We start from the raw sequence: 25,615 nt of genomic DNA, 5'->3' as shown, positions 1-25,615 counted from the left end.
CCGGCGGATCGCGTTAGGTCGCGATCCGCCTATGTGTCGGCCATCATACGAGCGACATCCAGCATGCGGGCTGAAAACCCCCATTCATTGTCATACCAGCCAAAAACACGAACCTGAGTTTCCCCGATCTGCCGGGTTTCTGGCCCTGCAATGATCAGAGATTCCGGCCGCGTCCGCAAATCGGATGACACAAGCGGCTCATCCGTCCAACCCAGAACGGGAGACTCTGCAACGGCTGCACGCAGGGCGGTTTCAAAACCCTCGGCACTCATCCCGCGTTCCAATGTCACGATCAGATCGATTGCCGAGACGCTTGCGGTCGGCACCCTGACTGCCGCGCCCGAGATGCGCCCGGCCAGATGGGGCAGGACTTCGTCTATCAGGTGCATAGCGCTGGTGGTGGTAGGGACCATCGACAGCGCTCCGGCGCGTGACCGTGCCAGATCACCACGCGGAGCGTCGATCATCGGCTGGCTGTTGGTGTAGCAGTGGATGGTGGTCATATGGCCCGACGCGACACCAGCGATCCCGTCCAGAACCTTGACCAGCGGAGCCAGCCCGTTGGTGGTGCAAGAGGCATTTGACACGATCCGCGCATTGCCCAGCTGATCCTCATTTGCACCCAGAACGATTGTGGCCTCGGTCGCAGGCGATGGGCCGGAAATCAGTACTTTCCTTGCCCCTGCGGTCAGGCCCTGACTAGCAACATCCGATGTCCGGGCAACGCCGGTGCAGTCCATCAGGACATCTACACCGGACAGATCAACCCGGCTGAGGTTGGGGCTGTGTGTAACAGGAATAGCGTGCCCATCGACAACCAGTTGTGCAGTTCCCTGTTCCACTTTGCCCGGATAGGGCCCGAAAGTGCTGTCGTACTTGAACAGATAGGCGCAGGTCTCTAGCGGTGCGATGTCGTTGATCAGCACCAGTTCGATGTCGTGACCGAGCGGCATGGCCAGAAGCTGCCGCAAAATCGTGCGGCCGATGCGGCCGAATCCGTTAATTGCGAGTTTCATGCGCAAGCTATGGCAGTGGCTTGAATTAACCTCAATGCCAGTTTCCTGTCCGGGTCAGTTACAGCTGACCTGTGAAAAGAACTGGCCCGAGATGTTCTGGTACATGCTGGCCACAATCGGCTTGCACCCGGTTGCCTGCTGAATCGCCGCGATGGCCTGAATAGTGCGCAGCCGGGGCGGGGGGCCGAATGGGTTGAGATTGTTGTTATCACGTGTGGCACGGTATACGACCGGAGCTTCCGAAACCTGGGTAATGGCCCAGGTACGGCTCATGACGTTGACGGTATTCGTCTCTTTGGCGGTTGCAGGGGTCACATCCAGGGCCGTCAGGCCGATTGCAGCCGCCAGTGCCAGCGTTACATTGCGCAGTGCCATCGTACAATCTCCTGAACTAAAACCGTTTGTTATTCCATCAGATTACCGCGCTTGCCGAGTTCCGCCAAGGCCGAATTTATCCTAGCGCCCGCCTGGTGAAAGAGGCATCTGGCGGTTCACATCTTTGTACAGCAGATACCGGAACCGCCCGGGACCGCCCGCATAGCACGCCTGAGGGCAAAAGGCGCGCAGCCACATAAAGTCTCCGGCTTCGACCTCGACCCAGTCCTGATTCAGCCGGTAAACGGCTTTGCCTTCCAGCACATACAGCCCGTGTTCCATGACATGGGTTTCGGCAAACGGGATCACGCCACCCGGTTCGAAAGTCACGATGTTCACATGCATATCGTGGCGCAGGTCCTGCGGATCCGCGAAACGTGTTGTGGCCCAGCGACCCTCGGTACCCGGCATTTCGATCGGGGCGACCTCTTGCTCATTGGTGATGATCGGGTCCGGCTTGGGCAGGCCGGGCACTGCCTCATAAGCCTTTCGAACCCAATGAAACCGCGTTGGCTGCTCCGTATGGTTGCGCAACGCCCATTTGGAACCAGCGGGGATATAGGCATATCCACCAGTTTCCAAAACGTGAACACTTCCCTCAAGCGTCAATGTGACCGCCCCTTCGACAACGAACAACACCGCCTGCGCTGCGGGGTCCGTTTCGGGCGTATCGCTACCGCCACCGGGTTGGACCTCCATGATGTATTGCGAAAAGGTTTCGGCGAACCCGCTAAGGGGGCGTGCCAAAACCCACAGGCGGGTGTTTTCCCAGAAGGGCAAATAGCTGGTGACGATGTCGCGCATCGTACCCTTGGGTATAACGGCATAGGCCTCGGTGAACATGGCGCGATCTGTTAACAGGGTGTCCTGTCCGGGGTGTCCGCCATGGGGCGCATAATAAGTCGGGTGTGCCATCAAATGCCTCTGGTTCGTGTTTCGTGCACTATGCGAGGGACGCTCGGCATGGCCTAGCGTCAGAGTTGCAATAGGTTTCTTCGGGATAATTTGAAGGTTGCAGACTAGGGCTTGGCCCTGTGCCTTCCCGGGTATATCCTTGAATGTAAATTGGTTGCAGAATTGCGAGGCGGTATGAGAATTTGGGGATCACTATTAGTTGCAGGTGTTCTGGTGCTGAGCATTGGTGTTGCCGGCAGCGCGAAACCGCTGTCTCGCATCATCGCAGAGTCGGGGTTGAGCCCGGATGATTTCACATTGCTGAGTGCAACCACAGACACCATGCTGGGCAGTGGTTTGCCGCAGGTTGGTGCCGAAAGTGAATGGATCAGCACCGAGACCGGGGCCAAGGGCACCGTCCGTGTGCGCGAGGTCCGCGATAATTGCGTGCATCTGCAGCATTTTATCCGACCTCCGAGTGCCGAGCAGACCCGTGAGATCAGAACCCGCAGGTGCCAGGATGCCAATGGTAACTGGATTTTCACACCCTAATTGGGTTGCTATACCCGCGCGCGACGCAGGTTATTGACGGCTATACGGTCGCCAGTCTCCGGCTACTGCACCCGTTTAATCTCATATGGGGTGGGTGACGTCCCGTCACCCAACTGGACATCATGACGGTGGCTAAGTCATTCTCGGCCCAAAGGTAATGCCCGTGTGTCGGGGCGGAGGAGAAAACTCATGAACATGTCATTCGGCCTGCGCGAGGAAAACCGCGAACTGCTGACCCGCGTAACAGAGATGATCCGAAATGAAGTCATGCCGCTGGAAGAAGAGTTCCATGCTGAAATCAACAAAGGTGACCGCTGGCAATATACCGACCGGCAGGCGGATATCCTTGAAGGGTTGAAGGCCAAGGCCAAGGCGGCGGGATTGTGGAACTTCTGGCTGACCGACAGTGAAAAAGGGCTGGGTTTGACAACTGTGGAATACGCCTTTTTTGCTGAAGAAATGGGTAAGACCCCGCTGGGTGCCGAAATCTTCAACTGTTCGGCCCCAGATACGGGCAACATGGAAGTATTCGAGCGGTACGGGTCCGAAAAGATGAAGCAAGAGTGGCTCAAGCCGCTGCTCGATGGGCAAATCCGTTCGGCCTATCTGATGACCGAACCGGATGTCGCCTCGTCTGATGCCACCAATGTTTCGATGTCCTGTGTGCTGGACGGCGATTCCTACGTTCTGAATGGCGAGAAATGGTGGGCCTCAGGCGCCGGTGATCCGCGGTGCAAGGTCTATATCGTCATGGTCCGGACTGGCGGTGATGACCTGCCTGTTCACAAACGCCAGTCGATGATCGTGGTGCCGGCGGGAACGCCCGGGATCGAGGTGCTGCGCCCGATGGAAGTCTACGGCCATGATGATGCGCCGCACGGGCATATGCATATTCGCTTTACCAATGTCCGGGTGCCTGCCGAGAATATCCTGCTGGGCGAAGGGCGCGGGTTCGAGATCGCTCAGGGTCGATTGGGGCCGGGACGTATTCACCACTGTATGCGCGCTATTGGGCAAGCAGAGATGGCCCTGGAGCAGATGTGCAAACGTTCGCTGCAACGCGAAGCATTTGGCAAGAAGCTGGCGCAGCTTGGGGCGAATTTCGATATCATAGCCGAATGCCGGATGGAGATCGAAATGGCCCGGCTACTTTGCCTCAAGGCTGCTTGGTACATGGATCAGGGCGATGCGCGCGCGGCGGCCCCGTGGATCAGCCAGATCAAGGTCGTGGCCCCACGGGTCGCATTGAAGGTGATTGATGAGGCGGTGCAGATGTATGGCGGGCAAGGGGTAAGTCAGGACACGCCGCTGGCGACCGCGTGGACGCATGTACGGACCCTGCGGCTGGCCGATGGGCCGGACGCGGTGCATCGTCGTCAGGTCGCACGGACCGAGCTGAAAAAGCATACACAGGAAAAGGTCTGAGGTCCCAAGTGGATTTGAAATCTGATATGTCCAGGTTGCCCTATTTCAGACTTCGCGCGGATGGGGTTTTTGTCGGCAATGACCCGGCGCGGGGTCCGTGGTCTGCCGAACATTGCCATGCTGGTCCGGTCAGCGGTCTGATCGTGCGCGCCGCGGAATCTGAAATTGGACCGGACAAGATGCTGACCCGGCTGACGGTCGATCTGCTGCGCCCGCTGCCCCTGTCCGGGTTGCGGGTTGCGGCCGAGACGACGCGGCACACCAGAACGCTAGCGACCACTCGGGTTACTGTGCACGATCTGGACAACACTTTATGCGCCGTAGCCACAACTATGCACCTTGCCCGCCGCGACCTTGGCCAGGTTCCCAATGTCGCTCTCTCATCTCCGCAACTGGCGGACACGGTGGACGGCCCATTTCCCATCGGCGAAATTCGGCACGATCTTCCGGGGTTCGCGACCTATTCCGATGTCCTCTATCCCAAGGGTGGAAATCAGGGCGTCGGTCCCAAAACGATCTGGATGCGCACGCCTCCGTTGCTTGGGGACGAGGTGCAATCTCCGATTCAGGCGCTGTGTCCACTGGCTGATTGCGGCAATGGCATTTCGTGGAATGCCCCCACAACCGAGATGGGGTTCATGAATACCGATCTGACGATTCAGGTGCACCGCGAGCCGGTCTCGGATTGGCTGGCCTCCGAGTCTGTCTGCCATTGGCAGCCCTCGGGTATCGGCATGTCGCAATCGGTTTTGTATGACACCGAAGGGCCGGTTGGAACAGCCCTGCAGACCCTTGTGTTGTTCCCACCTGCCTGAGCCATCGGCCAGCTTCTGCGCGCCCGGCCCAAATGGGATTGCCGGGCGCAGGCCGACACCCTATCTTTCGCCCATGCGCTGGCTTGTGACCCTAGTGACCTGCTGTTTGCCGATCCCGGCGATGACGCACCCGCATGTCTTTATCGACACGGGGCTGGAATTCATTGTGGACGATTCCGGGCAGCTGACCCATGTCCGTGTGACCTGGGCCTATGACGAGTTCTACTCATTGCTTGTCCTCGAAGACATGAAGCTGGATCAGGATGGCGACGGTCTTCTAAGTGAAAGCGAACAGGATTTCCTGTCCGGGTTCGATGCACAGTGGGATCAAGGCTATAACGGCGATCTGGTCGTCTGGTCCGAGGCTGAGGTATTGCCGCTTTCTGGCCCACTTGAGCCGAAAGCATTGATGGAGGACGGGCGCATCGTGACCTCGCATCTGCGCAGTGTCGAAGGGGGGCCTGTACCGGCCACCGCCTTATCGGTGAAGGCGTTTGATGAGACATATTACACCGCATATGACCTGACGCGCCCAGTGACGGTTTCGGGGAGTAAGACCTGCCAGATTGACCGCTTCGAGCCGGATGTCGACGGACAGCTTGCCCAAATGCAGGCGTTTCTGCTGACGCTGGATGCCAATTACGACCTTGAGGAAAATGACATCCCGATGGTGGGCGAAAACTTTGCAACCGAGATCCGTATTTCATGTCCAAATACCTAATTGTCCCGTTTGTTCTGGCGGTCGGAGTTCTGCTCTGGTTCTGGTTCAGCGGCGGGTTTGACCAACTTGCGGCATGGGCTGCCGGTGAACAGCGTGCATTTCAGAACCAGATTGCGCGGTCTCTGCGCGCTGCCCGCGCCGAACAACCTCAGGCGGTCATGACTTTGTTGACGGTGTGCTTCGCTTACGGGTTCTTCCACGCCATCGGTCCTGGGCATGGCAAAGTCCTGATCGGTGGCTATGGGCTTGGTCGGCGTGTGGCGTTCTGGCGGCTTTCAGCGATCAGTGTGTTGTCCAGCCTTGGACAGGCCGTAACCGCGATTGTTCTGGTCTATGCCGGTGTGCTGGTGTTCCAGATGTCTCGGGAAAGACTGGTCGACACAACGGAGCAAATCATGGCCCCAGTCAGCTATGGGGCGATCACTGCGATCGGGCTTTGGCTAGTGTTTCGCGCCTTGCGGAGCTTTGCCAAACGCAGCCGGGATCACGGCGCAGATCATCATCACCACGATCACGAAACCTGTTCGGATTGCGGCCACCGGCATGGTCCGTCTGCGGATGAGGTGGCGCAGGTCGGTAGCCTGCGCGAGGCGGCGTTGCTGATCGCTGGAATCGCCGCACGCCCCTGTACCGGGGCGCTGTTTGTGTTGATCCTGACCTGGCAGATGGGCATCGCCATGGTCGGCATCGCCGGAGCGTTCTGCATGGCGCTGGGCACGGCGACTGTCACCACTCTGGTAGGGTGGACCTCATTCGGTCTGCGCGGGGGGATGCTGGCCTCGGCCTCAGCGACGCGGTTTGCACAGGTGCTGGCCCCAACCATCGAGTTGGTCGCCGGGTTGTTGATAGCGGTGATAGCTGGCGGGTTGTTGCTGAGCGCGCTTTAGTCGAACACCGGGTCCGGATAGCCGACCCGCGCAAGATACAGCCCCTGTGGCGGGCAAACCGGCCCGCAGGCGGCACGATCCTCAGCTTGCAGCGCGTCGCGCACATCTTCGGGCGTCCAGGACCCGGCGCCGACACGTTCCAGAGTGCCGACAAAGCTGCGCACCTGATTGTGCAGGAACGAACGTGCCCGGACGTGGAAATGAACCTCGGGACCTGAAAAGCCCTGCACCTGTTCCACCCGCAACTCATCCAGCGTTTTGACCGGGCTGGCCGCCTGACAGATCGTGGACCGGAACGTGGTGAAATCATGCCGTCCGGTCAGCATGTCCGCCGCGGCCTGCATCGCATCAACATCCAACGGGTGACTGACTTGCCAAACCTGCCCCGCGTCATGGGTTGCAGGCGCGCGGCGCATCAGGATGCGAAACAGATATTGCCGTTCAAGCGCCGAGAACCGCGCATGCCAATCATCGTCCACCCGTGCGGCTTTCACGATGGCCACTGGTTGCGGCTTGAGGTGATAGTTCAGCGCTTCGGACAGTCGGAAAGGGTCCCATTCCTTGATCAGGTCGCAATGGGCGACCTGTCCCAGCGCGTGGACACCGGCATCGGTGCGACCCGCCGCAGCGATCGTGTGATCCCCCGGTTGTATCCGCGACAATGCCTCTTCGATCGCCCCCTGAACCGAGGGCTGATCTTTCTGCCTTTGCCACCCGGCAAACGGCTTTCCGTGATATTCGACTTTCAACGCGTATCTGGGCATGGGCTGCTGGTACCGTGCTGCGCGGCGGCGGGCAAGGGGCCGGAAAGCGCTGGCATGTCGGACGGTGGCTACCTATCTTGAGCGAAACGATAAAAGCGGGGCGACGGCTTGGTCATCTCATCTATGGCAGACAGTCTTGTGCGCGGCATGGAATCCGTGGGCGACAGCGTTTCCGAAGCTCTGTTCGAGCCGGTCATCCGCCTTGGTGTCACCGGGTTAGCGCGTTCGGGCAAAACGGTGTTCATCACCTCGCTTGTTGCAAACCTGCTGGACCGTGGGCGAATGCCGGGCCTTGTTGCGCAGCATGAGGGACGGATCAACGCAGCTTACCTTCAGCCGCAGCCGGATGATACCGTGCCCCGGTTCGACTATGAAAACCACCTTGCTGCGCTGACCGGGCCAAACCCGCATTGGCCCGAAAGCACCCGCGCCGTGTCCGAGTTGCGCCTGTCGTTCAAGGTTCGCCCTGCCGGTCTGCTGTCTGGCCTGAAGGGGCCGCGAACCGTGCATCTGGATATTGTGGATTATCCGGGCGAATGGTTGCTGGACTTGGCCCTGCTGGACAAATCCTATGACGACTGGTCAACCGAAACGCTGAACCGCATCACAGAGCGGGCCGAGGCACAAGATTTTCTGGCGCAGGCCAAAGCGGTCGCGCCAGAGGCAAAACATGATGAGCCGGTGGCGCAATCTTTGGCGCAGGCGTTCTCGGGCTATCTGAACACGGCGCGCGATGCCGGGTTTTACGATTGTACGCCGGGGCGGTTCCTGTTGCCGGGTGATCTGGCGGGATCACCGGTTCTGACCTTCGCGCCGCTGCCAGTCGAAGGGGTCGCCACCCGTAACAGCCTGCACCGCGAAATGGCACGGCGCTACGAAGCCTATAAATTGCGCGTGGTCAAACCGTTCTTTCGCGAACATTTTGCCCGGATCGATCGACAGGTTGTTCTGGTCGACGCGCTGGGTGCGATTCACAAAGGGCCGAAAGCGGTTGAGGATATGCGCCGGGCGATGGGAGATATTCTGTCGGCCTTCCGTCCGGGGCGCAACGCGTGGCTCAGCCAGTATCTTCTGGGCAAACGGGTCGAGCGCATTTTATTTGCCGCCACCAAGGCCGATCATTTGCACCACCTGCAGCATCCACGTCTGACCAGCATCATGGAGGCGTTGACACGCGACGCCCGTGACCGCGCCAGTTTTGCCGGGGCCGAGACCTCGGCTGTGTCACTGGCGGCTTTGCGGGCAACAACCGAAGAGATGCGAACCCATGAAGGAGTGCCGCTTGCCTGCGTGCGGGGCACTTTGCTTGACGGCAAGCAGGCGGCCTTCTACCCCGGTGAGTTGCCCGAAGACCCGGCTCATTTGTTGGGGCCAGCCCGCAGCGGAGCAGAAAGCTGGCTGGGCGAAGACTATGGGTTCATGAGTTTTGCACCTGCGAACCTGACCCTGCGATCGGGTGACGGCCCGCCCCATATCCGGCTTGATCGCGCGGCCCAGTTCCTGATCGGAGACCGGCTATGACTGTAACGCTCCGCCCTGCGCGCAGCACCGATGCTGGCGCGACGGGGAAAATTCTGCATGGTTTTGCTTGTGAAAATGAGTGGATGCCAGAGCTGCATTCCTGCGCCGAAACCATCGCCTTTTGCGGCGTGATGATTGATCGCGACTGGATCACCGTTGCTGAAAATGAGGATGGTGTAGTTGGTTTTCTGGCATTGAATGGTTCAGAGGTCCATTCGCTTTACCTGCGTGCGTCAGCGCGCAATCAGGGCATCGGGCAGCGCCTGTTGGATCAGGCGAAATCTGGCCGACAAAAGCTGTCCCTGTTCGCCTTTCAGGCCAACCATGGCGCGCGAAGATTCTACGAGCGCAACGGATTTGCCGAGATTGCCCGCGGTGACGGGGCCGATAATGACGAAAACCTGCCGGACATCAAATTTGTCTGGAACAGAGAAAGGGCTTCTGATGGCTAAGGGTCCAGTTCTGATCGATCTTGATCCAGAGGAACCTGTTGCGGATGTCGCTTTGGCACCGCCCGTTCCGGATGCGGGCGAACCACAGGGGAAGGCGATGCAGGCCGCCGCGCGTCTGGCTGCACGGAAACCGTCGGCCCTGTCACGCTGGTTTTGGGGACTGGCGGCAGCGGTCATCGGCGCGGTTGTCTCGGTGGCGGCATGGGATTTTGTGACCGCTTTGCTGTTGCGCGCGCCGGTTTTGGGATGGGTCGTAACTGGCCTGATTGGCGCGTTGCTGCTGGTTGCCCTGATCATCGCTTTGCGGGAACTTGCTGCGATCGGGCGGCTTTCGCGTGTGGATGGCATCCGTCGCGCCGCAGACACCGCGTTGGCAGAAGCGGATCTGACGCAAGCCCGCGCTGTAACCAACCGGTTGTTGGCATTTTACAACGGGCGCGAGGACGTTCGATGGGGCCGCGATAGGCTGGCCGAACGTATCGCCGAGCCTTTCGATGCCTCGGATCTGATGGCTCTGGCCGAGGACGAGCTGCTGGCCCCTCTGGATGCCGCGGCCAGTCGAGAAGTCGAGGCCGCAGCGCGTCAGGTCGCGACGGTGACCGCTCTGGTTCCTTTGGCTCTTGCGGATGTGGCGACGGCTTTGGCCGCTTCGCTGAGGATGATCCGCCGCGTTGCCGAGATCTATGGTGGACGGGCCGGTTTTCTGGGCAGTTGGCGCCTGACCCGGGCGGTCTTTGTGCATCTGGTTGCAACCGGCGCCGTGGCTATGGGCGACGACTTGCTGGAACCGGTGCTGGGCGGCTCTGTCCTAAGCAAACTGTCGCGGCGGTTTGGCGAAGGCCTGGTTAACGGGGCGCTTAGCGCGCGCGTCGGCGTGGCCGCGATGGAGGTCTGCCGTCCTTTACCGTTCTCGGACCGTCACAAGCCCTCGACCCGGTCGATGATCAAGCGTGCGCTGGCGGGGCTGTTTTCGAAAACTTGACCTGAGACAAAGCGTTCCTGCCAGCCGCGCATCATAACAAAGCAGGAGGCACCCATGACAGACCATGGACACAGCCAGCAAGAAATCGCGGCACGTATCAACGCGCCGCCGGGGCGTGGCGTTTTGCGTGATGTGGTTTACGGCGGGATCGATGGATCAGTCACCACTTTTGCCATCGTTGCGGGCGTTGCCGGGGCGGGGCTGTCACCGTTCATCATCATAGCGTTGGGGCTGGCCAATGTGCTGGCTGACGGGTTTTCGATGGCGGCGGGGAATTACTCGGGCACCAAGGCTGAACTGGATAACATCCGGCGCATTCGCGCGATCGAGGAGCGTCATATACATCTTTACCCCGACGGTGAACGGAACGAGGTGCGCGAGATTTTAGCCCAGAAAGGACTGTCGGGCCGTGTGCTGGACGGAGCCACCGATGCGATCACGGAAAACCATGACAACTGGATCGACCTGATGATCGAGGGAGAATATGGCCTGGGCAGCGTCGATCCGCATCCGCGCAAAGCTGCGGTGGCGACGTTTTTTGCTTTTCTTGTGGCCGGCATGGTCCCGCTTTTGCCGTTTCTGTTTTCGGTGGACCGGGCATTTGCTGCTTCGGCCTGGATGACGATGGGTGTTTTCTTTGCCATTGGTGCCCTCAAAAGCCGCTGGTCGCTGGCTCCGTGGTGGCGGTCAGGGATCGAAACGCTGCTGATTGGTGGGGCCGCTGCCGCAATCGCCTATTTCGTCGGTTCACTGTTTCACCCCTAGCGGTCGGAATTGTCGCAGTTTGCCCGGTGCCGCAGACGGCTGCCGCTCGACCCGCTAGGTTGGGGCGCAACTTCAGCAGGTAAGGTGCCCGATGCAAGGTTCTGGGAAAAATATACTCGTTCTAGGCGCTTATGGGTTTATCGGCGCGGCGATGATGCGGTCTCTTTCGGATCGAGGGGCCAATGTATGCGGCCTTGTACGCGATACAAACCTGGGTGAGAAAATCCTGCCCGGGATGTCTTTGGCTCAGGGAGATTTGCGCCAGCTCACGCACCCACACGATTGGCGGGAAATTCTGTCAGGTTTTGATTGTATCGTGAACTGCGCCGGGGCGTTGCAGGACGGACCAAAGGACAATCTTGAGGCGGTGCATCACACTGCGATTGCCGCCCTCGGGCAGGCCTGCGCCGCGCGCGGCATTGCCGTGATACAGATTTCTGCAACCGGAAGTAGCCCGGAGGCCGACACAGAATTTATGCGCACCAAAGCCTCCGGGGATGCCGCCTTGCAGGCCAGTGGTGTGCCGCTGTGGATTCTAAGGCCGGGCCTTGTGATCGGGCAGACTGACTATGGTGGAACGACCTTGTTGCGCATGCTGGCCGCAATTCCGCTTGTGCAACCGATCGCCTATCCGCAGACGCTCGTTCAATGTGTTGGAATGGCCGATTTGTGCAGCGCCGTGGCGGCGGCCGTTGATGAGACGTTGCCACAGGGAACCTATGACCTGGTCGAGGATCAGGCTCATTCGCTGTCCGAGGTTCTGGACGAAACCCGCCGTTGGATGGGGTTCCCTAAGGCACGTGTTCGGATAACGGCACCGGCTGTGGTTGCTAAGTTCGCCGCCGGTTGCGCCGATCAACTTGGGCGCTTGGGGTGGCGGTCGCCCCTGCGCAGCAACGCAATGACAGTCATGGCTAGCGGCGTGCTGGGCGACCCGGCCCCATATCGTAAGGTTACAGGTCAATCCATGCGCTCAATGCCCGAGATCTACCGCAGCATGGCCTGTTCACGCGAACACAGGTTGGCAGCACGAATATCGTTGCTGATGCCGTTGACGGTTGCAGCGCTCAGCCTGTTCTGGGTCCTCTCAGGTGTCTTCGGAGTGCTGGCCTTGTCGCAGGCCACACAGGTTCTGACCGTCGCAGGCTGGACCAGTGGTGCCGCTGTGGCCAGCGTGCTGTTCTGGTCATGTGTCGATATCGGTCTGGGGCTTGCGATCCTTTGGCGACCATGGGCAGAACGCGCCTGCATCGCTCAACTTTGTGTGGCGGTTTTCTACCTATTGGCGGCCTCAATTACGGCTCCTGCCTTGTGGCTCGACCCGCTTGGACCGCTTGTTAAGGTCATGCCCGCGATCATGTTGTCTCTGGTCGCACTGCCAATGGTGAAAAGCCGATGATGGACCCGGATCTGATCTTGCGCTGGTTTCATGTGATCGGGGCTTGCGTCTTGTTGGGAACCGGGGCCGGAATCGCATTCTTCATGCTGATGGCCCATCGGTCACGCGACCCGCGTTTCATCGCCCAGACGGCGGCAATCGTGGTGCTGGCCGATATGCTGTTCACCACAACCGCCGTTGTTGTACAGCCGATTTCTGGGGGCCTGCTGGCTTATAGGTTGGGTTGGTCACTGACCGAGGGGTGGGTGCTGCTGTCCCTATTGCTGTATGTCCTGACCGGAGCTTTCTGGCTGCCGGTCGTCTGGATGCAGATAAAGATGCGGAACCTCGCGCAAGAGGCGGCAGATCGCGATACTGCTCTGCCGCGTTCGTATTTCATATTGTTCCGGCTTTGGTTTGCATGTGGGATCCCCGCATTTCTGGCCGTTTTGGCCATAGTCTGGCTCATGATTTCCCGCCCTTCGATAGACCTGTTTTGATTTCAGGCCATGTCGCGGTATGCAGGACGGTATTCCGGACTGTTTCTACCTGATGCATCAGGTTAGCCTGCAGAGAATTTGATAGGAGAAACAGGTTGGAATCCCTTCTGGTCCTTCTTGCGTTGGTTGCGCTGGCTATTCCTTTGGCCATTGTGCTGCTGCTTGTCAGTCAGGTTCGGTTGCGGCGGCGGGTCGTCCGGTTAGAGGCGGACATCCTGTCACTGAAACAAGGCACCAATACTGAACCAGAACCCGCGACAGAGCCCGAGCCCAAGGCGCAGGATATTCCGACCAAAGCGCCTCCAGTGTGGCCGATAGCCGACCAACCTGAGACCGAACAGCCAATCCCCCCGCAATCTCCTCAAGAAGCACTGGTTTTCAGCTCTTACCGTTTCGCGTTGCTGCAGGAATGGCTGCAGGAAAACTGGTTCTATGTCGTTTCGGCACTGTCGCTGGCACTGGCCGGAATTTTCTTGGTGCAATACGGCGTCGAGAACGGGTTGCTGCCGCCGTCGGCACGTGTCGTTGCCGCATTGCTGTTTGGCGCGGCGCTGATTGTCAGCGGAGAGGTCATTCGCAGGCGCTATGGCGATGGCGTGGACTCCGCGAGCGCCTATTTGCCCTCGGTGTTCTCAGGCGCGGGGCTGGTCACACTGTTTGGCGGCGTTCTGGCGGCGCGGCAACTATATGGCTTGATCGGCCCTGAATTTGCGCTTGTCGCCATGATTGGCGTTGCATCTGTCGGGCTGGTTTTGGGCTGGTTCCATGGTCCGCTATTGGCAGCTGTCGGACTGACAGGTGCCTTTGCCGCCCCATTCTTGGTCGGTGGCTCTTCGGATGATCCGACCTGGTTATATGGCTACTTCCTAACCATAACGGTTCTGGGCCTGGGCATAGACACCGTCCGCCGATGGGCCTGGATTTCGGTTCTGACACTGGTCGGAGGTTATTCTTCGTGTCTGCTGCTGGTCCTGTCGGAACCGATGACAGAGCCGGGCTATCTGACCTGCATCACCGCCTTTGCGCTCATCACTATTGCGATTCCGGTCCGGCGAATTTGGCCTGATCACACCGGCCCGATGGTCAGCGAAATGATCCGACGCCAAAGCGGCGAGGCATGGCCCGAGTTTCCGACGCGTCTGGCATTCGGTGCGGTTGCGGTCAGCTCGGCCATCCTGGCGCTGCACTGGCCGGATTCCGCCGGTGAGTTCTGGTTGAGCCTGACGCTTTTGGCTGGTCTGGCCTTTGCGATGATCGTTTGGACAAGCGGGGCGAGGGCACTTCAGGACATCAGTGTTTTCCCGATTGTTGGCCTTGTCTGGCTTGTATTTCTCCAGGGGTGGGATCGGGGCAAAGTCGCACAGCGTTTTGCTGAGACCTATGCCGAAACCCCTGAGGCGGATTTTCCCTTTGTCGTGACATTGCTTGTGGCACTGAGTGCAGCCCTTTCGGTTGCGGCGGCGTGGCGGTCGATTCAGCAGGGGCGCCATGGCGTGGTCTGGGCGGCTGGGGCGGTAATAACCGCACCTATACTTGCCATCGCTCTTGAGATCGCTTGGCGCCCGGCCGAGGTTTTGGGCGCGTATTTCTGGGGGCTGCACGCTATGGCTCTGGGTGCCTTGATGGTGGTCTTTGCCGAACGCTATGCGCGCGTGGATGGTGAACAACGTATACGTCCTGCGCTGGCCACGTTATCCGCGCTGTCCTGTCTTGCATTTGCCTGTGTCATCGTGCTGAGTTCTGGCGCCTTGACGATTGCGCTGGTTGTGACCGTTGTAGCCGCTGCCGCGCTGGATCGTCGGTTCAACCTGCCTCAGCTCAGTTGGTTTATCTGGGCCGGGGTCTTCACAGTGACTGTGCGGCTGATCCTGAACCCGGGCCTGTACTGGGCCAATACGGTGCCGGTCGGTGAAATGACGTTGGTCTATGGCGCCGCCACCCTTGGATATGTTCTCGCCTGGGGCCTGATCCGGGGATTGAACCGCCCCGTGGCTATCTTGCTGCTGGAAAGTGCATCCTGGGCAACCGCGGGGATATTGCTGTCATTGCTGCTGCTGCGCTGGCTGGAAGGGTTCGGTCAAGGAGGGATGGAGGACAGCCATTGGGGGTTGGGCCTGATGGCGGTGATCTGGCTGCTGTTGGCGGCGGCACAGATACGGCGGTTCGCTTTGGGCGGGCCGTTGAACTATGTCCGCTATGGGCTGGCGGCGTTCTTTGCCGCCCATGCCCTGTTCCGACTTGCGCAAGCGCTGACCGAGGCAAATCCGGTTCTTTATTTGCACAGTGATCCCGTGTTGGGGCCTGCGCTGATGAACACGCTTGCCATAGCCTACCTTCTTCCTGCCGGGGTCCTTGCCATGTCAGCCTGGCGCGTTGAACCGATGCCGGTTTGGTTGCGGCAGGGCTGTTTCGGTCTTGCGGGTGCGCTTGCAGCATATTGGCTGGGTGCTTCTATTCGTCATTTCTGGCAGGGTCCCGGTGGCATGTATGTCGGGGCTGGGGTCAGCCAACCAGAGCTTTACACCTATACCTTGGCCCTTTTGATTGCAGGCGCGGCGCTATTTTATCAATCTTTGGCCCGTCGGTCCGACCTGTTGCGCAAAGTGGGGCTGGCTGTGATCGGACTGGCCGTGGCTAAGGTATTTCTGATCGACATCGCCGGGCTGGGCGGCCTGATCCGGGTCTTTTCGCTGCTGGCGCTGGGGCTTGCACTGGCCGGTTTGGCGTGGCTGAATCGCTGGGCAAAGCTGCGCCAATCGCCACAAGGGGCGGAACCTCTGGACCATTAGCTGTGGGCGTCCTATAAGCGCGGCCATGTATGCCCGTCTGGCCATCATTATTCGAATTATTTCCCCGGCGCTCTGACCACTGAGACGCCGGGCAAAGGTGTTTGAGAACTCGCACCGACCGCTTCGATCCCAATACGACCAGATCATCCAAAGGACGCCCCCAATGTGCGCCGACACGACCCAAACACCTGATTACAAAGACACGCTGAACCTGCCGAAAACCGATTTCCCCATGCGCGCAGGCCTGCCCAAACGCGAACCCGCATGGCTGGAACGTTGGGAAGAGATCGGTGTCTATGACCGCCTGCGTGAAAAACAGGGCCGCACGCCCTTTACCCTGCACGATGGCCCTCCGTATGCGAACGGTCACCTTCATATCGGTCACGCGCTGAACAAGACGATCAAAGACATGATCGTGCGCAGCCATCAGATGATGGGCCACGACGCGCGCTATGTGCCAGGATGGGATTGTCACGGTCTGCCGATCGAATGGAAGATCGAGGAACAGTACCGCAAGAAGGGCAAGAACAAGGACGAGGTGAACGTTGTCGACTTCCGTCAGGAATGCCGCAAGTTCGCCGAGGGCTGGATCGACATCCAGCGTGAAGAGTTCAAGCGTCTGGGCATCACCGGCAACTGGGCCGATCCCTACATCACCATGGACTATCACGCCGAGGCTGTGATCGCGGATGAGTTCATGAAGTTCCTGATGAACGGAACGCTCTATCAGGGGTCCAAGCCAGTCATGTGGTCGCCGGTTGAAAAAACCGCGCTGGCCGAAGCCGAGGTCGAGTATCACGACAAGGAAAGCTTCACCATCTGGGTGAAGTTCAAGGTTGTGAATGCGGGCGATCTGGATGACGCGTTTGTTGTGATCTGGACGACGACACCTTGGACCATGCCGTCGAACAAGGCTGTGGTCTATGGCAAGGACATCTCCTACGGGCTGTACGAAGTCACTGATGCGCCAGAGGAATGCTGGGCTGCTGTTGGCGACAAGTTTCTGCTGGCGGACAATCTGGCCGCTGACGTGCTGGGCCGCGCCCGCTTGAACGACGACCAGTGGACCCGCGTCCGTGATGTCACAGCCGATGTGCTGTCATCTGTCCAACTGGCCCACCCGCTGGCCGGGGCCAAGGGCGGCAATGGCGAATGGGACGACATCCGTGACTTCCGCGCGGCTGAGTTCGTGACCGACACCGAAGGAACGGGGTTTGTTCACTGCGCGCCGTCGCACGGGATGGAGGAATTTGAGCTCTACCGTGATCTTGGCATGCTGGAGCAGGTCATCACCTATAACGTGATGGACGATGGTTCGTTCCGCGCTGATCTGCCGTTCTTTGGCGGCAAATACATCCTGTCCCGCAAGGGCGGTGAGGGTGATGCCAACAAGTCCGTGATCGATAAGCTGGTTGAGGTTGGCGGGTTGCTGGCGCGCGGAAAGATCAAGCACAGCTATCCGCATTCCTGGCGCTCGAAGGCTCCGATCATCTATCGCAACACGCCGCAATGGTTTGCCTCGGTCGACCGCAAACTGGACGACGGCATGGGCGAAATGGGCGATAGCATCCGCGAACGCGCCCTGCGTTCGATCGACGAGTTGGTGAAATGGACCCCGCAGACCGGCCGCAACCGCCTGTATTCCATGATCGAGGCCCGGCCAGACTGGGTTCTGTCGCGCCAGCGCGCCTGGGGCGTACCGTTGACCTGCTTTACCAAGAAGGGCGCTTTGCCGACCGATCCCGATTTTCTGCTGCGCGACCCTGGCGTGAATGCGCGCGTCAAAGAAGCGTTTGAACAGGACGGGGCTGATTGCTGGTATCTTGACGGCGCGAAAGAGCGCTTCCTGGGCAATGACTATAACCCGGATGACTGGGATCAGGTGTTCGACGTTCTGGATGTTTGGTTCGATTCGGGCTCGACCCATGCCTTTGTGCTGCGCGACCGTGAGGACGGCACCGAGGACGGCATCGCCGATGTATATATGGAAGGCACCGACCAGCATCGTGGGTGGTTCCATTCGTCGATGCTGCAGGCCTGCGGCACCAAGGGCCGCGCGCCCTATCGCAACGTGGTGACCCATGGCTTTACGCTCGATGCCAAGGGCAACAAGATGTCCAAATCGCTGGGCAACACCATCGTGCCCGAAGAGGTCATCAAGCAATACGGTGCCGATATCCTGCGCCTGTGGGTGGCTCAGACCGATTACACCGCTGACCAGCGGATCGGACCTGAAATCCTGAAGGGCACCGCCGACAGCTATCGTCGGTTGCGCAACACCATGCGGTTCATGCTGGGCTCGCTGGCTGATTTTTCTGAGGCCGACCGGGTGGACCCTGCGGATATGCCGCGCCTGGAACGCTGGGTGCTCAGCCGTCTGGCTGATTTGGATGAACAGGTGCGAAAAGGATATGCGTCTTTCGACTTCCAGGGCGTGTTCAGTGCGGTGTTCACCTTTGCAACCGTTGATCTGTCGTCCTTCTATTTCGACGTCCGCAAGGATGCGCTGTATTGCGACGGCGACAATCTGCGCCGTCGTGCCGCGCGCACCGTGCTGGATATACTGTTCCACCGTCTGACCACATGGCTGGCCCCAGTTCTGGTCTTCACTATGGAAGAGGTCTGGCTGGAGCGTTTCCCGGATGACGACAGCTCGGTCCATCTGGTGGACTTCCCTGAGACGCCTGCCGACTGGCGCAATACCGAGCTTGAGGCTGGCATGGCCAAGATCCGCCGGGTCCGCCGCGCTGTGACTGCCGCGCTCGAAGTTCAGAGACAGGATAAGGTCATCGGTTCCAGCCTTGAGGCCGCACCGATCGTGCATGTCGAAGATGGTGAAACCCGCGATCTTCTGGCAACGTTTGACGTCGATGACATGTGCATCACGTCCGGTTTGACCGTCACCGGAGATCCGGCCCCGGCCGAGGCGTTCCGCCTGCCGGAAATCGAGGGCGTGGCCGTGGTGTTCGAAAAGGCTGAGGGCGAGAAATGTCAGCGCTGCTGGAAAATCCTGCCTGATGTTGGGCGCCATGCGCATGACGGCGTGTGCGGGCGTTGTAACGACGCGCTGAGCTAATCAGTGTTCTGCGGCTGAGGCGGAGTCTTTTGCGAGGCTCTGCCTCGCGCTCCGAGGTATTTTTGGCCAGATGAAGATCCGGATCCGCAGAATTCGGGTTGTGATGCGCGCGGTTTCTGTCAGCCTGTTCGCATGGGAATGATTGCGGTTGAGACCCGTTTCGGGACTTTGGGTGTTGAAGGAACAGATGGCGCGGTGACGCGTCTGATCTGGAATGGCGGCAATCAGGGCGAAGTCACGCCCCTGTTGCAGGAGGCCGCCGCGCAGCTGCGCGCCTATGATCAGGGGCGGTTGGACAGGTTCGATCTGCCTTACCGTATCGAGGGGTCGGAATTCCTGCGTCAGGTTTGCGACCTGATGTTTGCCATTCCGCTGGGCGAAACCAGAACTTATGGTGATCTCGCGAAGGAACTCGGTCAGCCCCCGCAACCGGTGGGGCAGGCCTGTGGCGCCAATCCCATTCCGGTGATTATCCCCTGCCACCGGGTGCTGGCCGCAAACGGGCTGGGCGGGTTTTCAGGTGATGGCGGGATTGAAACCAAAGTCGCGCTGTTGCGCCATGAACGCGCCGCCGGTCTGCTGATCTAGAAAGCGGAATTCTGTTGCAATCCCGCTGGTTGATGCCCAATTTGTTTCAAATAGAGATTTCAAAGGATCGCATGGTATGACCGATCAACCAGACCTGGCAGCTCGTAAAAAGGCCATCATCGACCGCCTTATGTCGCTTGAAGAGCAAGAGCTTGCGACCGCACAGGCGCATTACGACGCTTTCCTGAAAGATTCGCAGCTTGATGACCGGGAAGGGCATGACAAGGATGACATCGCGGCCTCGCGTGAGAATGCCGATCTGGCAGCAGCCTTCGATGCGCCGGTTCATGCTCATCATGCCAAGATCGATGTGATCGAGAATACGGGTTTTGATCTGACCGACAGGGTGCAACCGGGTGCGGTGGTCAAGTTCAACAACCGGCGCTTTGTGGTCTGCGTCTCGACCACGCGGTTCGAAGTGGACGGCAAAACCTATATGGGCATCTCAACCCAAAGCCCGATTTACCTGGCGATGGCAGGCCTGCAACAGGGTGATGTGTTCGCCCATAACGGAACCGAGTTCGAGGTGCAGGAGGTCCTATGACCTTAAGCTTTGCGCGGCGGGATCACCTGCTGGGCAATTCCTGCGAACACCAGATACAAGCTGGTGATCACCAGACCCCAATGGGCCCAGCTTTCGGGGTGGAAATCGACCCAGGCAGCCCATCCGGCGAAGAAGGTCCAGGCAAATGCCATCGGCAATGAAACGTTGCGCCAGCGTTCAGTGCGCACTGGGTGGATGAACTTCAATGGCAGGAACATCGCCAGCGAAAGCAGCGTCACCAGCAGCAGGATAACCCAGAAATTGGGCTCGAGCGCGAAGATCACAATGACGAACATGTTCCAGCAGCCCGGAAAGCCGGAAAAGGAATTGTCCTTCGTCTTCATCCTAGTGTCGGCAAAATACATAGCGCTGGCAAAGGTGATGACAATGATGGCGAACCAGCCGGTCCAGCCGTCCATCAAGCCCGATTTGAACAGGGCAAAGGCCGGGATGAACACATAGGTCAGGTAATCAATGATCAGATCCAGAAGCACGCCGTCAAATTCCGGGGCGTTCTTTTTGACGTGATAGTGCCGCGCCAAGGGGCCGTCGATACCGTCCACAATAAACGAGACGACCAGCCACAGATACATCAGGCTCCACTTCTCTTCGACGGCGGCCAGCATGGCGAGCATTGCAAATACGGCGCCGGTCGCGGTGAATAGATGTACGGAAAGAGCTTTGAATCTGTGTGTCATGGTGTCTCTTGAATGATGCGCGGGCCAGATGCAAACCAAAAGCCCGGTCAATATGGATAGCGTTTGCTTAGGCTTTTGGGTGTGTGCGGTTGTAAACTTCCATCAGGCGCGCCGTGTCGACCGCAGTATATGCTTGGGTGGTGGACAGCGATGCGTGGCCCAGCAATTCCTGAATGGTGCGTAGATCACCGCCCGCAGACAGCAGGTGGGTCGCGAAACTGTGGCGCATGGCATGGGGTGTTACAGTGGAGGGCAGCCCAAGCTGCTGGCGCGCTTTGGCCATCACACCTTGAATGGCTCGGGGGTTCAGGGGGCCTCCGCGAACCCCGCGAAACAGTGCCTTCTCCCTGGATTGGGGGTGGGGGCACAGCTTTACATATTGATCTACAGCTGTTTGCGCGACCGGCAGCACCGGGACGACCCTTTCCTTGTTTCCCTTGCCGGTGATCCGCAGCGAGTTGGGCAAAGGGGTATCCGCTCCGGTCAGTGAGAGAGCCTCGGAAATACGCAAACCGCAGCCATATAAAAGAGTAACGACCGCAACGTCGCGGGCAGAAACCCAGTCGCTGGCGGATTGCATCTCGACCGTTTCAATCATCGCACGTGCGGCATCCTCGGCCATGGGACGAGGGAGTTTTTGGGTAAATTTGGGGGCGCGGGTCGACAGAACTGCGGTCGGCTCAAACCCTTCACGCTCCGAAAGCCAACGGTAGAAGGTTTTTACGGCGGAAAGTTTGCGCGCAAGCGAGCGTGAGCCAACGCCGGATGCGCGCTGATCGGCCATCCATGCCCGCATGTCCGAGATTGTAATCCGTGCAATCGTCGCCATCCCCTGACTTTCGCTATGGTGCAGTGTCATGAAGGACAGAAATTCGGACACATCCCCCCGATAGGCGGTAAGCGTGTTTTCGGACCGGCCTGACAAGGCCCCCAGGCCATCAAGCCAGTTTTGCAGTGCGTCACGACAAGCCGGAGAAATAAGGCTCACGACAGCCAATGGCGCATCGACCGTTCGAAGACACCAGCAAAGAAAGTCAGAAGATCCGTGCCCAGCTTTGGCGTAAAGTGCCTGGGGTCTTTTGCGCTCATTATGATCATGCCAGGCAGGCGGCCTTCGCCCAAATCCAGCCTCAGACAAGCTTCGGAGCGCAGGTGATCCGCATCACTGCCGAATATCCTGTGTGCGGGGTGGATGATTTCACGCAAGACGACCTCGCGTGCTGGGCCGCTGTGGTCAAAGGTCAGATAGTTGTCGACGAAACCGGGTTCGACGATGGCCAGCACGCCTGCCAGTCTTGAGATTGCCGGGTCTTTCTGGACTGCCGTCGTTTCAAGAACCAGCGTAATGCGGTCGACACGCAGTATGTCAGCCACATCTGCACCAAGTATATGCAAGAATTCCTCAAATCCGACCGGTTCAAGTAGCCGAAGAATGGCCCGATGAACCTGATTTGTGCCGGCCAGATTTTCATAGGCTGCCGCAATGACCGAGCGGTGCGTATCCTCCAGCCGGTCCAGCCGGGCCTCGAGCCGTTGCATGGCTATGCCGCGCAGGTCGATGACGTTATTCCCGCGCGCCTGCTCATTTGCGGTGACGAGGGCCTGCATCAGGTCCTTGTCATCCAGAATGGCATCTGGTTCGGCCAGAATCGCCTCGCGCAAGGTGTCCTTGAGTATGGTGTTGCTGCTCATGTCCTGTCCGGTCTTTTTTATTTTTCGGCCTTATAGCACGGCTTGCCGGATCTGCCTCGGGAAAAATGAGCGTCAATTTGAATTTCGCGGGGAATGTGGTCGGGAAAACTCCCGTCTGCAGGGATCTGATCCGAGATCAGATTCAATGCAGCTGGGCCGAGCGCGGCGCCAGGGGCGCCGCGCGGGTTCGCGCAGAATCAGAGGATTTTCTGACCCGTTTTGGCCCAATCGGACAGGAAAGTTTCAAGGCCTTTATCGGTCAGCGGATGATCGGCCAGCTTTTTGATCACGGCGGGTGGTGCGGTGATCACGTCGGCACCGATGCGGGCGCTGTCGGTCACGTGGTTCACGGTGCGGATCGAGGCGGCGAGGATTTCGGTCTCATATCCGTAATTGTCATAGACCTGACGGATATCAGCGATCAGGTCCATGCCATCTAGGTTGATGTCATCCAGACGTCCGATGAAGGGCGAGATGAAAGTTGCGCCGGCTTTGGCGGCCAGAATCGCCTGATTGGTCGAGAAGCAGAGGGTCACATTGACCATCTGGCCTTCGTCACTAAGCGTTTTGCAGGTTTTCAGGCCCGCCCATGTCAGCGGCACTTTGACAGCGATATTCGGGGCGATCTTGGCCAGCTTGCGACCTTCGGCGATCATGTCGTCGGCTTCGGTTGCCACGACCTCGGCCGAGACCGGTCCGTCAACCAGATCACAGATTTCCTTGGTCACTTCCAGAATGTCGCGGCCCGATTTCAGGATCAGCGAAGGGTTGGTGGTGACACCGTCCACCATGCCCAGATCGTTCAGTTCGGCGATTGCGTCGATCTCGGCTGTGTCTACGAAGAATTTCATGCGGGCAGTCCTTTGATGGGTTGGCCTTGGTCGCGGATGGCTTTACCTCAAAGAGACCCATGCTGGAACCCCTTGCCAAGGATATGCATTGAGCACTCAGGAGTTTTTCGACCAAGGTGAGCTGGTGGCGGTGCTGACCGCTCAACCGCTGGACCGGACGCTTGACTATAAGGCGCCCGAGGGCGGGTGCTTTCTGGGAGCTTTTGTCGAGGTGCCGCTGGGCCCGCGCAAGGTCTTGGGCGTGGTCTGGGGGCCGGGGCAGGGTGGCTTTGACCTTGCCAAGGCCCGCTCGGTGATCCGGGTTCTGGAGGTCGCGCCGATGCGCGAAGAGATGCGCCTGTTTCTGGGGCGCGTCGCCGATTACACGCTGACTCCGATGCCTGCGATGTTGCGATTGGCTACGCGCGCACCCGGATTGGGCGATCCGCCTTCGATGCGCAAGGTCTATCGGCTTGGCGACAGGGACCCTGACAGGGTGACCGACGCGCGGACCCGTGTGTTGGAGTTGCTGCGCGACTACGGCGGGTTGGCCTTTACGCTGAAGGAACTGGCCGAACAGGCGGGTGTGACCTCTTCAGTCGTGAAGGGGTTGGTCAAACTCGGTGCGGTTCGCGAAGAAGACAGCCCGCGCGATCTGCCCTATCCACATCTGGATCCGGATCTGCCGGGCAAGGCGTTGACCGATGATCAGGCCTCAGCAGTGGAAACCCTGCAATCTGGTCTGCGAACGGGTGATTATGGCACGACCTTGCTGAAAGGCGTCACCGGGTCGGGCAAGACCGAGGTTTATCTTGAGGCCGTCGCCGAAGCGTTGCGCCAGGGGCGGCAGGCGCTGGTTCTGCTGCCCGAGATTGCCCTGACCGCCGAATTCCTGACGCGCGTTGAGGCACGTTTCGGCGCGCGCCCGGCAGAGTGGCATTCGGGCGCGACGATGACCGAACGCCGACGAGTCTGGCGCATGGTGGGGCAGGGCGATGCACAGCTTGTTGTCGGCGCGCGCTCGGCCCTGTTTCTGCCGTTTCGCAATCTTGGGTTGGTCGTGGTCGATGAAGAACATGACACTTCGTACAAACAGGAAGATGGTGTGCATTACAGCGCCCGTGACATGGCTGTGCTGCGGTCCGCCATTTGCGGCGCGCGCGTTATTCTGGCAAGTGCGACGCCGTCACTGGAAAGCTGGGCCAATGCCGAAGCAGGCAAGTATGAGCGGCTCGATTTGACTTCGCGCTTTGGCGATGCGGTGTTGCCCGAGATGAAGCCCATCGACATGCGGGCCGAGAAGATGCAGCCGGGGACGTGGATTTCTCCATCGCTGCGGCAGGCCGTCCATCAGCGGATCGAGCGGGGTGAACAATCCCTTCTGTTTATTAACCGCCGGGGATATGCGCCGGTCACCCTGTGCCGGGCTTGTGGCGAGCAGATTGCCTGTGATCACTGCGATGCGCGCATGGTTGAACACCGGTTTCTCAAGCGTCTGATGTGCCACCAATGCGGTGAGACCAAACCCATGCCCGAGGTCTGCCCCTCCTGTCAGGTCGAGGGCAAGCTGGCCCCGGTCGGGCCGGGGATCGAACGGCTGGCTGAAGAGGCTGAGGCAACATTTCCCGAGGCAAATATTGCCATGCTGTCATCCGATCTGTTTGGATCGGCGCGCGCATTGAAAGCAAAGATCGAAGAGATTGCTGCCGGTGACGCCGATATCGTCATTGGTACGCAGCTGGTGGCCAAGGGGCACAATTTTCCGAAACTGACATTGGTGGGTGTCATTGACGCCGATCTCAGCCTGCATGGGGCGGACCTGCGCGCCGCCGAACGCACATTCCAGCTGATGCGGCAGGTGGCTGGCCGCGCCGGGCGCGCGGATAAGCCCGGACAGGCGCTGTTGCAGACCTTTCAACCGGAACATCCCGTCATTCGCGCCATCCTTTCGGGCGATGAAGAAGGATTCTGGAAAGCCGAGGCCGCCGGGCGGCTGGCCGCCGGTGTTCCCCCCTATGGACGCATGGCCGGTATCGTTCTGTCTGGCCCCGAGGTCGGTCCCGTTTTTGACATCGGCAACGCCATGGCCCGCAACGACGCCCCGTTGCGGCAGATCGGTGCCCAGGTCTTTGGTCCAGCGCCTGCGCCCATTGCGCGTATCCGCGGGCGACACAGGGTGCGGCTGCTGGTCAAAGCCCCCAAAGGGGCACCAATTCAGGATGCCATCGCCCGTTGGATAGCACCGCTGCGGCTGAAGGGTGACATCAGGCTGACCGTTGATATTGACCCGCAAAATTTCTACTGACCTCTGCATTCATGCAGAGCTAATGTGCGTGCCCTTCTTCCCACTC

At 59.4% G+C, this 25,615-nt stretch carries 24 protein-coding genes; 16 read left to right on the top strand and 8 right to left on the bottom strand.

The window, feature by feature from the left end; all coding sequences use genetic code 11:
* Window positions 1–29: 29 nt before the first annotated feature.
* The 3 genes from AC2FH6_RS18115 to AC2FH6_RS18105 all read right to left on the bottom strand — a co-directional run bounded on the left by AC2FH6_RS18115 (window position 30) and on the right by AC2FH6_RS18105 (window position 2,306).
* Window positions 30–1,016 carry a type I glyceraldehyde-3-phosphate dehydrogenase gene (locus tag AC2FH6_RS18115; RefSeq protein WP_496703820.1) on the bottom strand — a complete coding sequence of 329 codons (987 nt, stop codon included), beginning with the start codon at window positions 1,014–1,016 and terminating at the stop codon, window positions 30–32.
* Between the two features lie 54 nt (window positions 1,017–1,070).
* On the bottom strand, window positions 1,071–1,391 hold the full coding sequence (locus AC2FH6_RS18110) for a hypothetical protein (RefSeq protein ID WP_142640120.1): 321 nt from the start codon (window positions 1,389–1,391) through the stop codon (window positions 1,071–1,073).
* An 81-nt stretch (window positions 1,392–1,472) separates the two neighbouring features.
* Entirely contained in the window at window positions 1,473–2,306 is an 834-nt protein-coding gene (locus AC2FH6_RS18105) for a bifunctional allantoicase/(S)-ureidoglycine aminohydrolase (RefSeq protein WP_496703819.1), read from the bottom strand.
* 174 nt (window positions 2,307–2,480) lie between these two features.
* On the opposite strand from AC2FH6_RS18105, the gene AC2FH6_RS18100 reads away from it, so the two are divergent.
* The 5 genes from AC2FH6_RS18100 (at window position 2,481) to AC2FH6_RS18080 (ending at window position 6,685) form a co-directional block, all read left to right on the top strand.
* Complete coding sequence (locus AC2FH6_RS18100; RefSeq protein ID WP_496701077.1) at window positions 2,481–2,837, top strand: hypothetical protein; 357 nt, start codon at window positions 2,481–2,483, stop codon at window positions 2,835–2,837.
* Window positions 2,838–3,026: 189 nt separating this feature from the next.
* Complete coding sequence (locus tag AC2FH6_RS18095) at window positions 3,027–4,262, top strand: acyl-CoA dehydrogenase family protein (protein WP_496690484.1); 1,236 nt, start codon at window positions 3,027–3,029, stop codon at window positions 4,260–4,262.
* 8 nt (window positions 4,263–4,270) lie between these two features.
* Window positions 4,271–5,077, top strand: coding sequence for a thioesterase family protein (locus tag AC2FH6_RS18090; RefSeq protein ID WP_496703818.1), 807 nt, complete (start codon window positions 4,271–4,273; stop codon window positions 5,075–5,077).
* A gap of 85 nt (window positions 5,078–5,162) precedes the next feature.
* Entirely contained in the window at window positions 5,163–5,798 is a 636-nt protein-coding gene (locus AC2FH6_RS18085; RefSeq protein WP_282022398.1) for a DUF1007 family protein, read from the top strand.
* Window positions 5,783–6,685, top strand: a complete 903-nt coding sequence (locus AC2FH6_RS18080) for a nickel/cobalt transporter (RefSeq protein ID WP_496703817.1) — start codon at window positions 5,783–5,785, stop codon at window positions 6,683–6,685. The genes AC2FH6_RS18085 and AC2FH6_RS18080 overlap by 16 nt, the downstream gene beginning before the upstream one ends.
* On the opposite strand, the gene truA is transcribed toward AC2FH6_RS18080, so the two are convergent.
* A complete protein-coding gene (truA, locus tag AC2FH6_RS18075; RefSeq protein ID WP_496703816.1) occupies window positions 6,682–7,449 on the bottom strand; it encodes a tRNA pseudouridine(38-40) synthase TruA in 768 nt (255 codons plus the stop codon). The two genes, AC2FH6_RS18080 and truA, sit on opposite strands and share 4 nt — an antisense overlap.
* A 108-nt stretch (window positions 7,450–7,557) precedes the next feature.
* On the opposite strand from truA, the gene AC2FH6_RS18070 reads away from it, so the two are divergent.
* The 10 genes from AC2FH6_RS18070 to AC2FH6_RS18025 all read left to right on the top strand — a co-directional run bounded on the left by AC2FH6_RS18070 (window position 7,558) and on the right by AC2FH6_RS18025 (window position 20,044).
* On the top strand, window positions 7,558–8,970 hold the full coding sequence (locus AC2FH6_RS18070) for a YcjX family GTP-binding protein (RefSeq protein ID WP_496703815.1): 1,413 nt from the start codon (window positions 7,558–7,560) through the stop codon (window positions 8,968–8,970).
* Window positions 8,967–9,422 carry a GNAT family N-acetyltransferase gene (locus tag AC2FH6_RS18065; RefSeq protein WP_271952301.1) on the top strand — a complete coding sequence of 152 codons (456 nt, stop codon included), beginning with the start codon at window positions 8,967–8,969 and terminating at the stop codon, window positions 9,420–9,422. The genes AC2FH6_RS18070 and AC2FH6_RS18065 overlap by 4 nt, the downstream gene beginning before the upstream one ends.
* Window positions 9,415–10,404 carry a YcjF family protein gene (locus AC2FH6_RS18060; protein ID WP_496696951.1) on the top strand — a complete coding sequence of 330 codons (990 nt, stop codon included), beginning with the start codon at window positions 9,415–9,417 and terminating at the stop codon, window positions 10,402–10,404. The genes AC2FH6_RS18065 and AC2FH6_RS18060 overlap by 8 nt, the downstream gene beginning before the upstream one ends.
* 54 nt (window positions 10,405–10,458) lie before the next feature.
* Complete coding sequence (locus AC2FH6_RS18055; protein WP_496703814.1) at window positions 10,459–11,169, top strand: VIT1/CCC1 transporter family protein; 711 nt, start codon at window positions 10,459–10,461, stop codon at window positions 11,167–11,169.
* A gap of 91 nt (window positions 11,170–11,260) precedes the next feature.
* Window positions 11,261–12,568 (top strand): SDR family oxidoreductase, encoded by a 1,308-nt coding sequence (locus AC2FH6_RS18050; RefSeq protein ID WP_496703813.1) that lies wholly within the window; start codon window positions 11,261–11,263, stop codon window positions 12,566–12,568.
* The gene (locus AC2FH6_RS18045; RefSeq protein ID WP_496701455.1) at window positions 12,568–13,047 is read left to right on the top strand and encodes a DUF2269 family protein; all 480 of its coding nucleotides are present in this window, start codon (window positions 12,568–12,570) and stop codon (window positions 13,045–13,047) included. Before AC2FH6_RS18050 ends, AC2FH6_RS18045 begins: the two co-directional genes overlap by 1 nt.
* Window positions 13,048–13,142: 95 nt before the next feature.
* Window positions 13,143–15,836 (top strand): DUF2339 domain-containing protein, encoded by a 2,694-nt coding sequence (locus tag AC2FH6_RS18040; protein ID WP_496703812.1) that lies wholly within the window; start codon window positions 13,143–13,145, stop codon window positions 15,834–15,836.
* A 163-nt stretch (window positions 15,837–15,999) separates the two neighbouring features.
* Window positions 16,000–18,912, top strand: a complete 2,913-nt coding sequence (gene ileS, locus AC2FH6_RS18035) for an isoleucine--tRNA ligase (protein ID WP_496703811.1) — start codon at window positions 16,000–16,002, stop codon at window positions 18,910–18,912.
* 132 nt (window positions 18,913–19,044) lie between these two features.
* Window positions 19,045–19,500, top strand: coding sequence for a methylated-DNA--[protein]-cysteine S-methyltransferase (locus AC2FH6_RS18030; RefSeq protein ID WP_496692328.1), 456 nt, complete (start codon window positions 19,045–19,047; stop codon window positions 19,498–19,500).
* Between the two features lie 76 nt (window positions 19,501–19,576).
* Window positions 19,577–20,044, top strand: a complete 468-nt coding sequence (locus AC2FH6_RS18025) for a hypothetical protein (RefSeq protein WP_496703810.1) — start codon at window positions 19,577–19,579, stop codon at window positions 20,042–20,044.
* 2 nt (window positions 20,045–20,046) lie between these two features.
* Here the strand turns inward: AC2FH6_RS18025 and AC2FH6_RS18020 are convergent, their stop codons facing one another.
* The 4 genes from AC2FH6_RS18020 to fsa all read right to left on the bottom strand — a co-directional run bounded on the left by AC2FH6_RS18020 (window position 20,047) and on the right by fsa (window position 23,285).
* A complete protein-coding gene (locus AC2FH6_RS18020; protein ID WP_271952286.1) occupies window positions 20,047–20,742 on the bottom strand; it encodes a CDP-alcohol phosphatidyltransferase family protein in 696 nt (231 codons plus the stop codon).
* 67 nt (window positions 20,743–20,809) lie between these two features.
* Window positions 20,810–21,730, bottom strand: coding sequence for a tyrosine recombinase XerC (locus AC2FH6_RS18015; RefSeq protein WP_496703809.1), 921 nt, complete (start codon window positions 21,728–21,730; stop codon window positions 20,810–20,812).
* Entirely contained in the window at window positions 21,727–22,434 is a 708-nt protein-coding gene (locus tag AC2FH6_RS18010) for a DUF484 family protein (RefSeq protein ID WP_496692329.1), read from the bottom strand. The genes AC2FH6_RS18015 and AC2FH6_RS18010 overlap by 4 nt, the downstream gene beginning before the upstream one ends.
* 197 nt (window positions 22,435–22,631) lie before the next feature.
* Entirely contained in the window at window positions 22,632–23,285 is a 654-nt protein-coding gene (gene fsa / locus AC2FH6_RS18005; protein ID WP_142640163.1) for a fructose-6-phosphate aldolase, read from the bottom strand.
* A gap of 88 nt (window positions 23,286–23,373) precedes the next feature.
* Between fsa and AC2FH6_RS18000 the strand changes: the two genes are divergently transcribed.
* Window positions 23,374–25,569 carry a primosomal protein N' gene (locus AC2FH6_RS18000; protein ID WP_496703808.1) on the top strand — a complete coding sequence of 732 codons (2,196 nt, stop codon included), beginning with the start codon at window positions 23,374–23,376 and terminating at the stop codon, window positions 25,567–25,569.
* Window positions 25,570–25,615 lie beyond the last annotated feature (46 nt).

This window comes from Ruegeria sp. CDSC045 (genome assembly GCF_059610725.1).
This window is presented reverse-complemented; position numbering and strand designations above follow the sequence as displayed.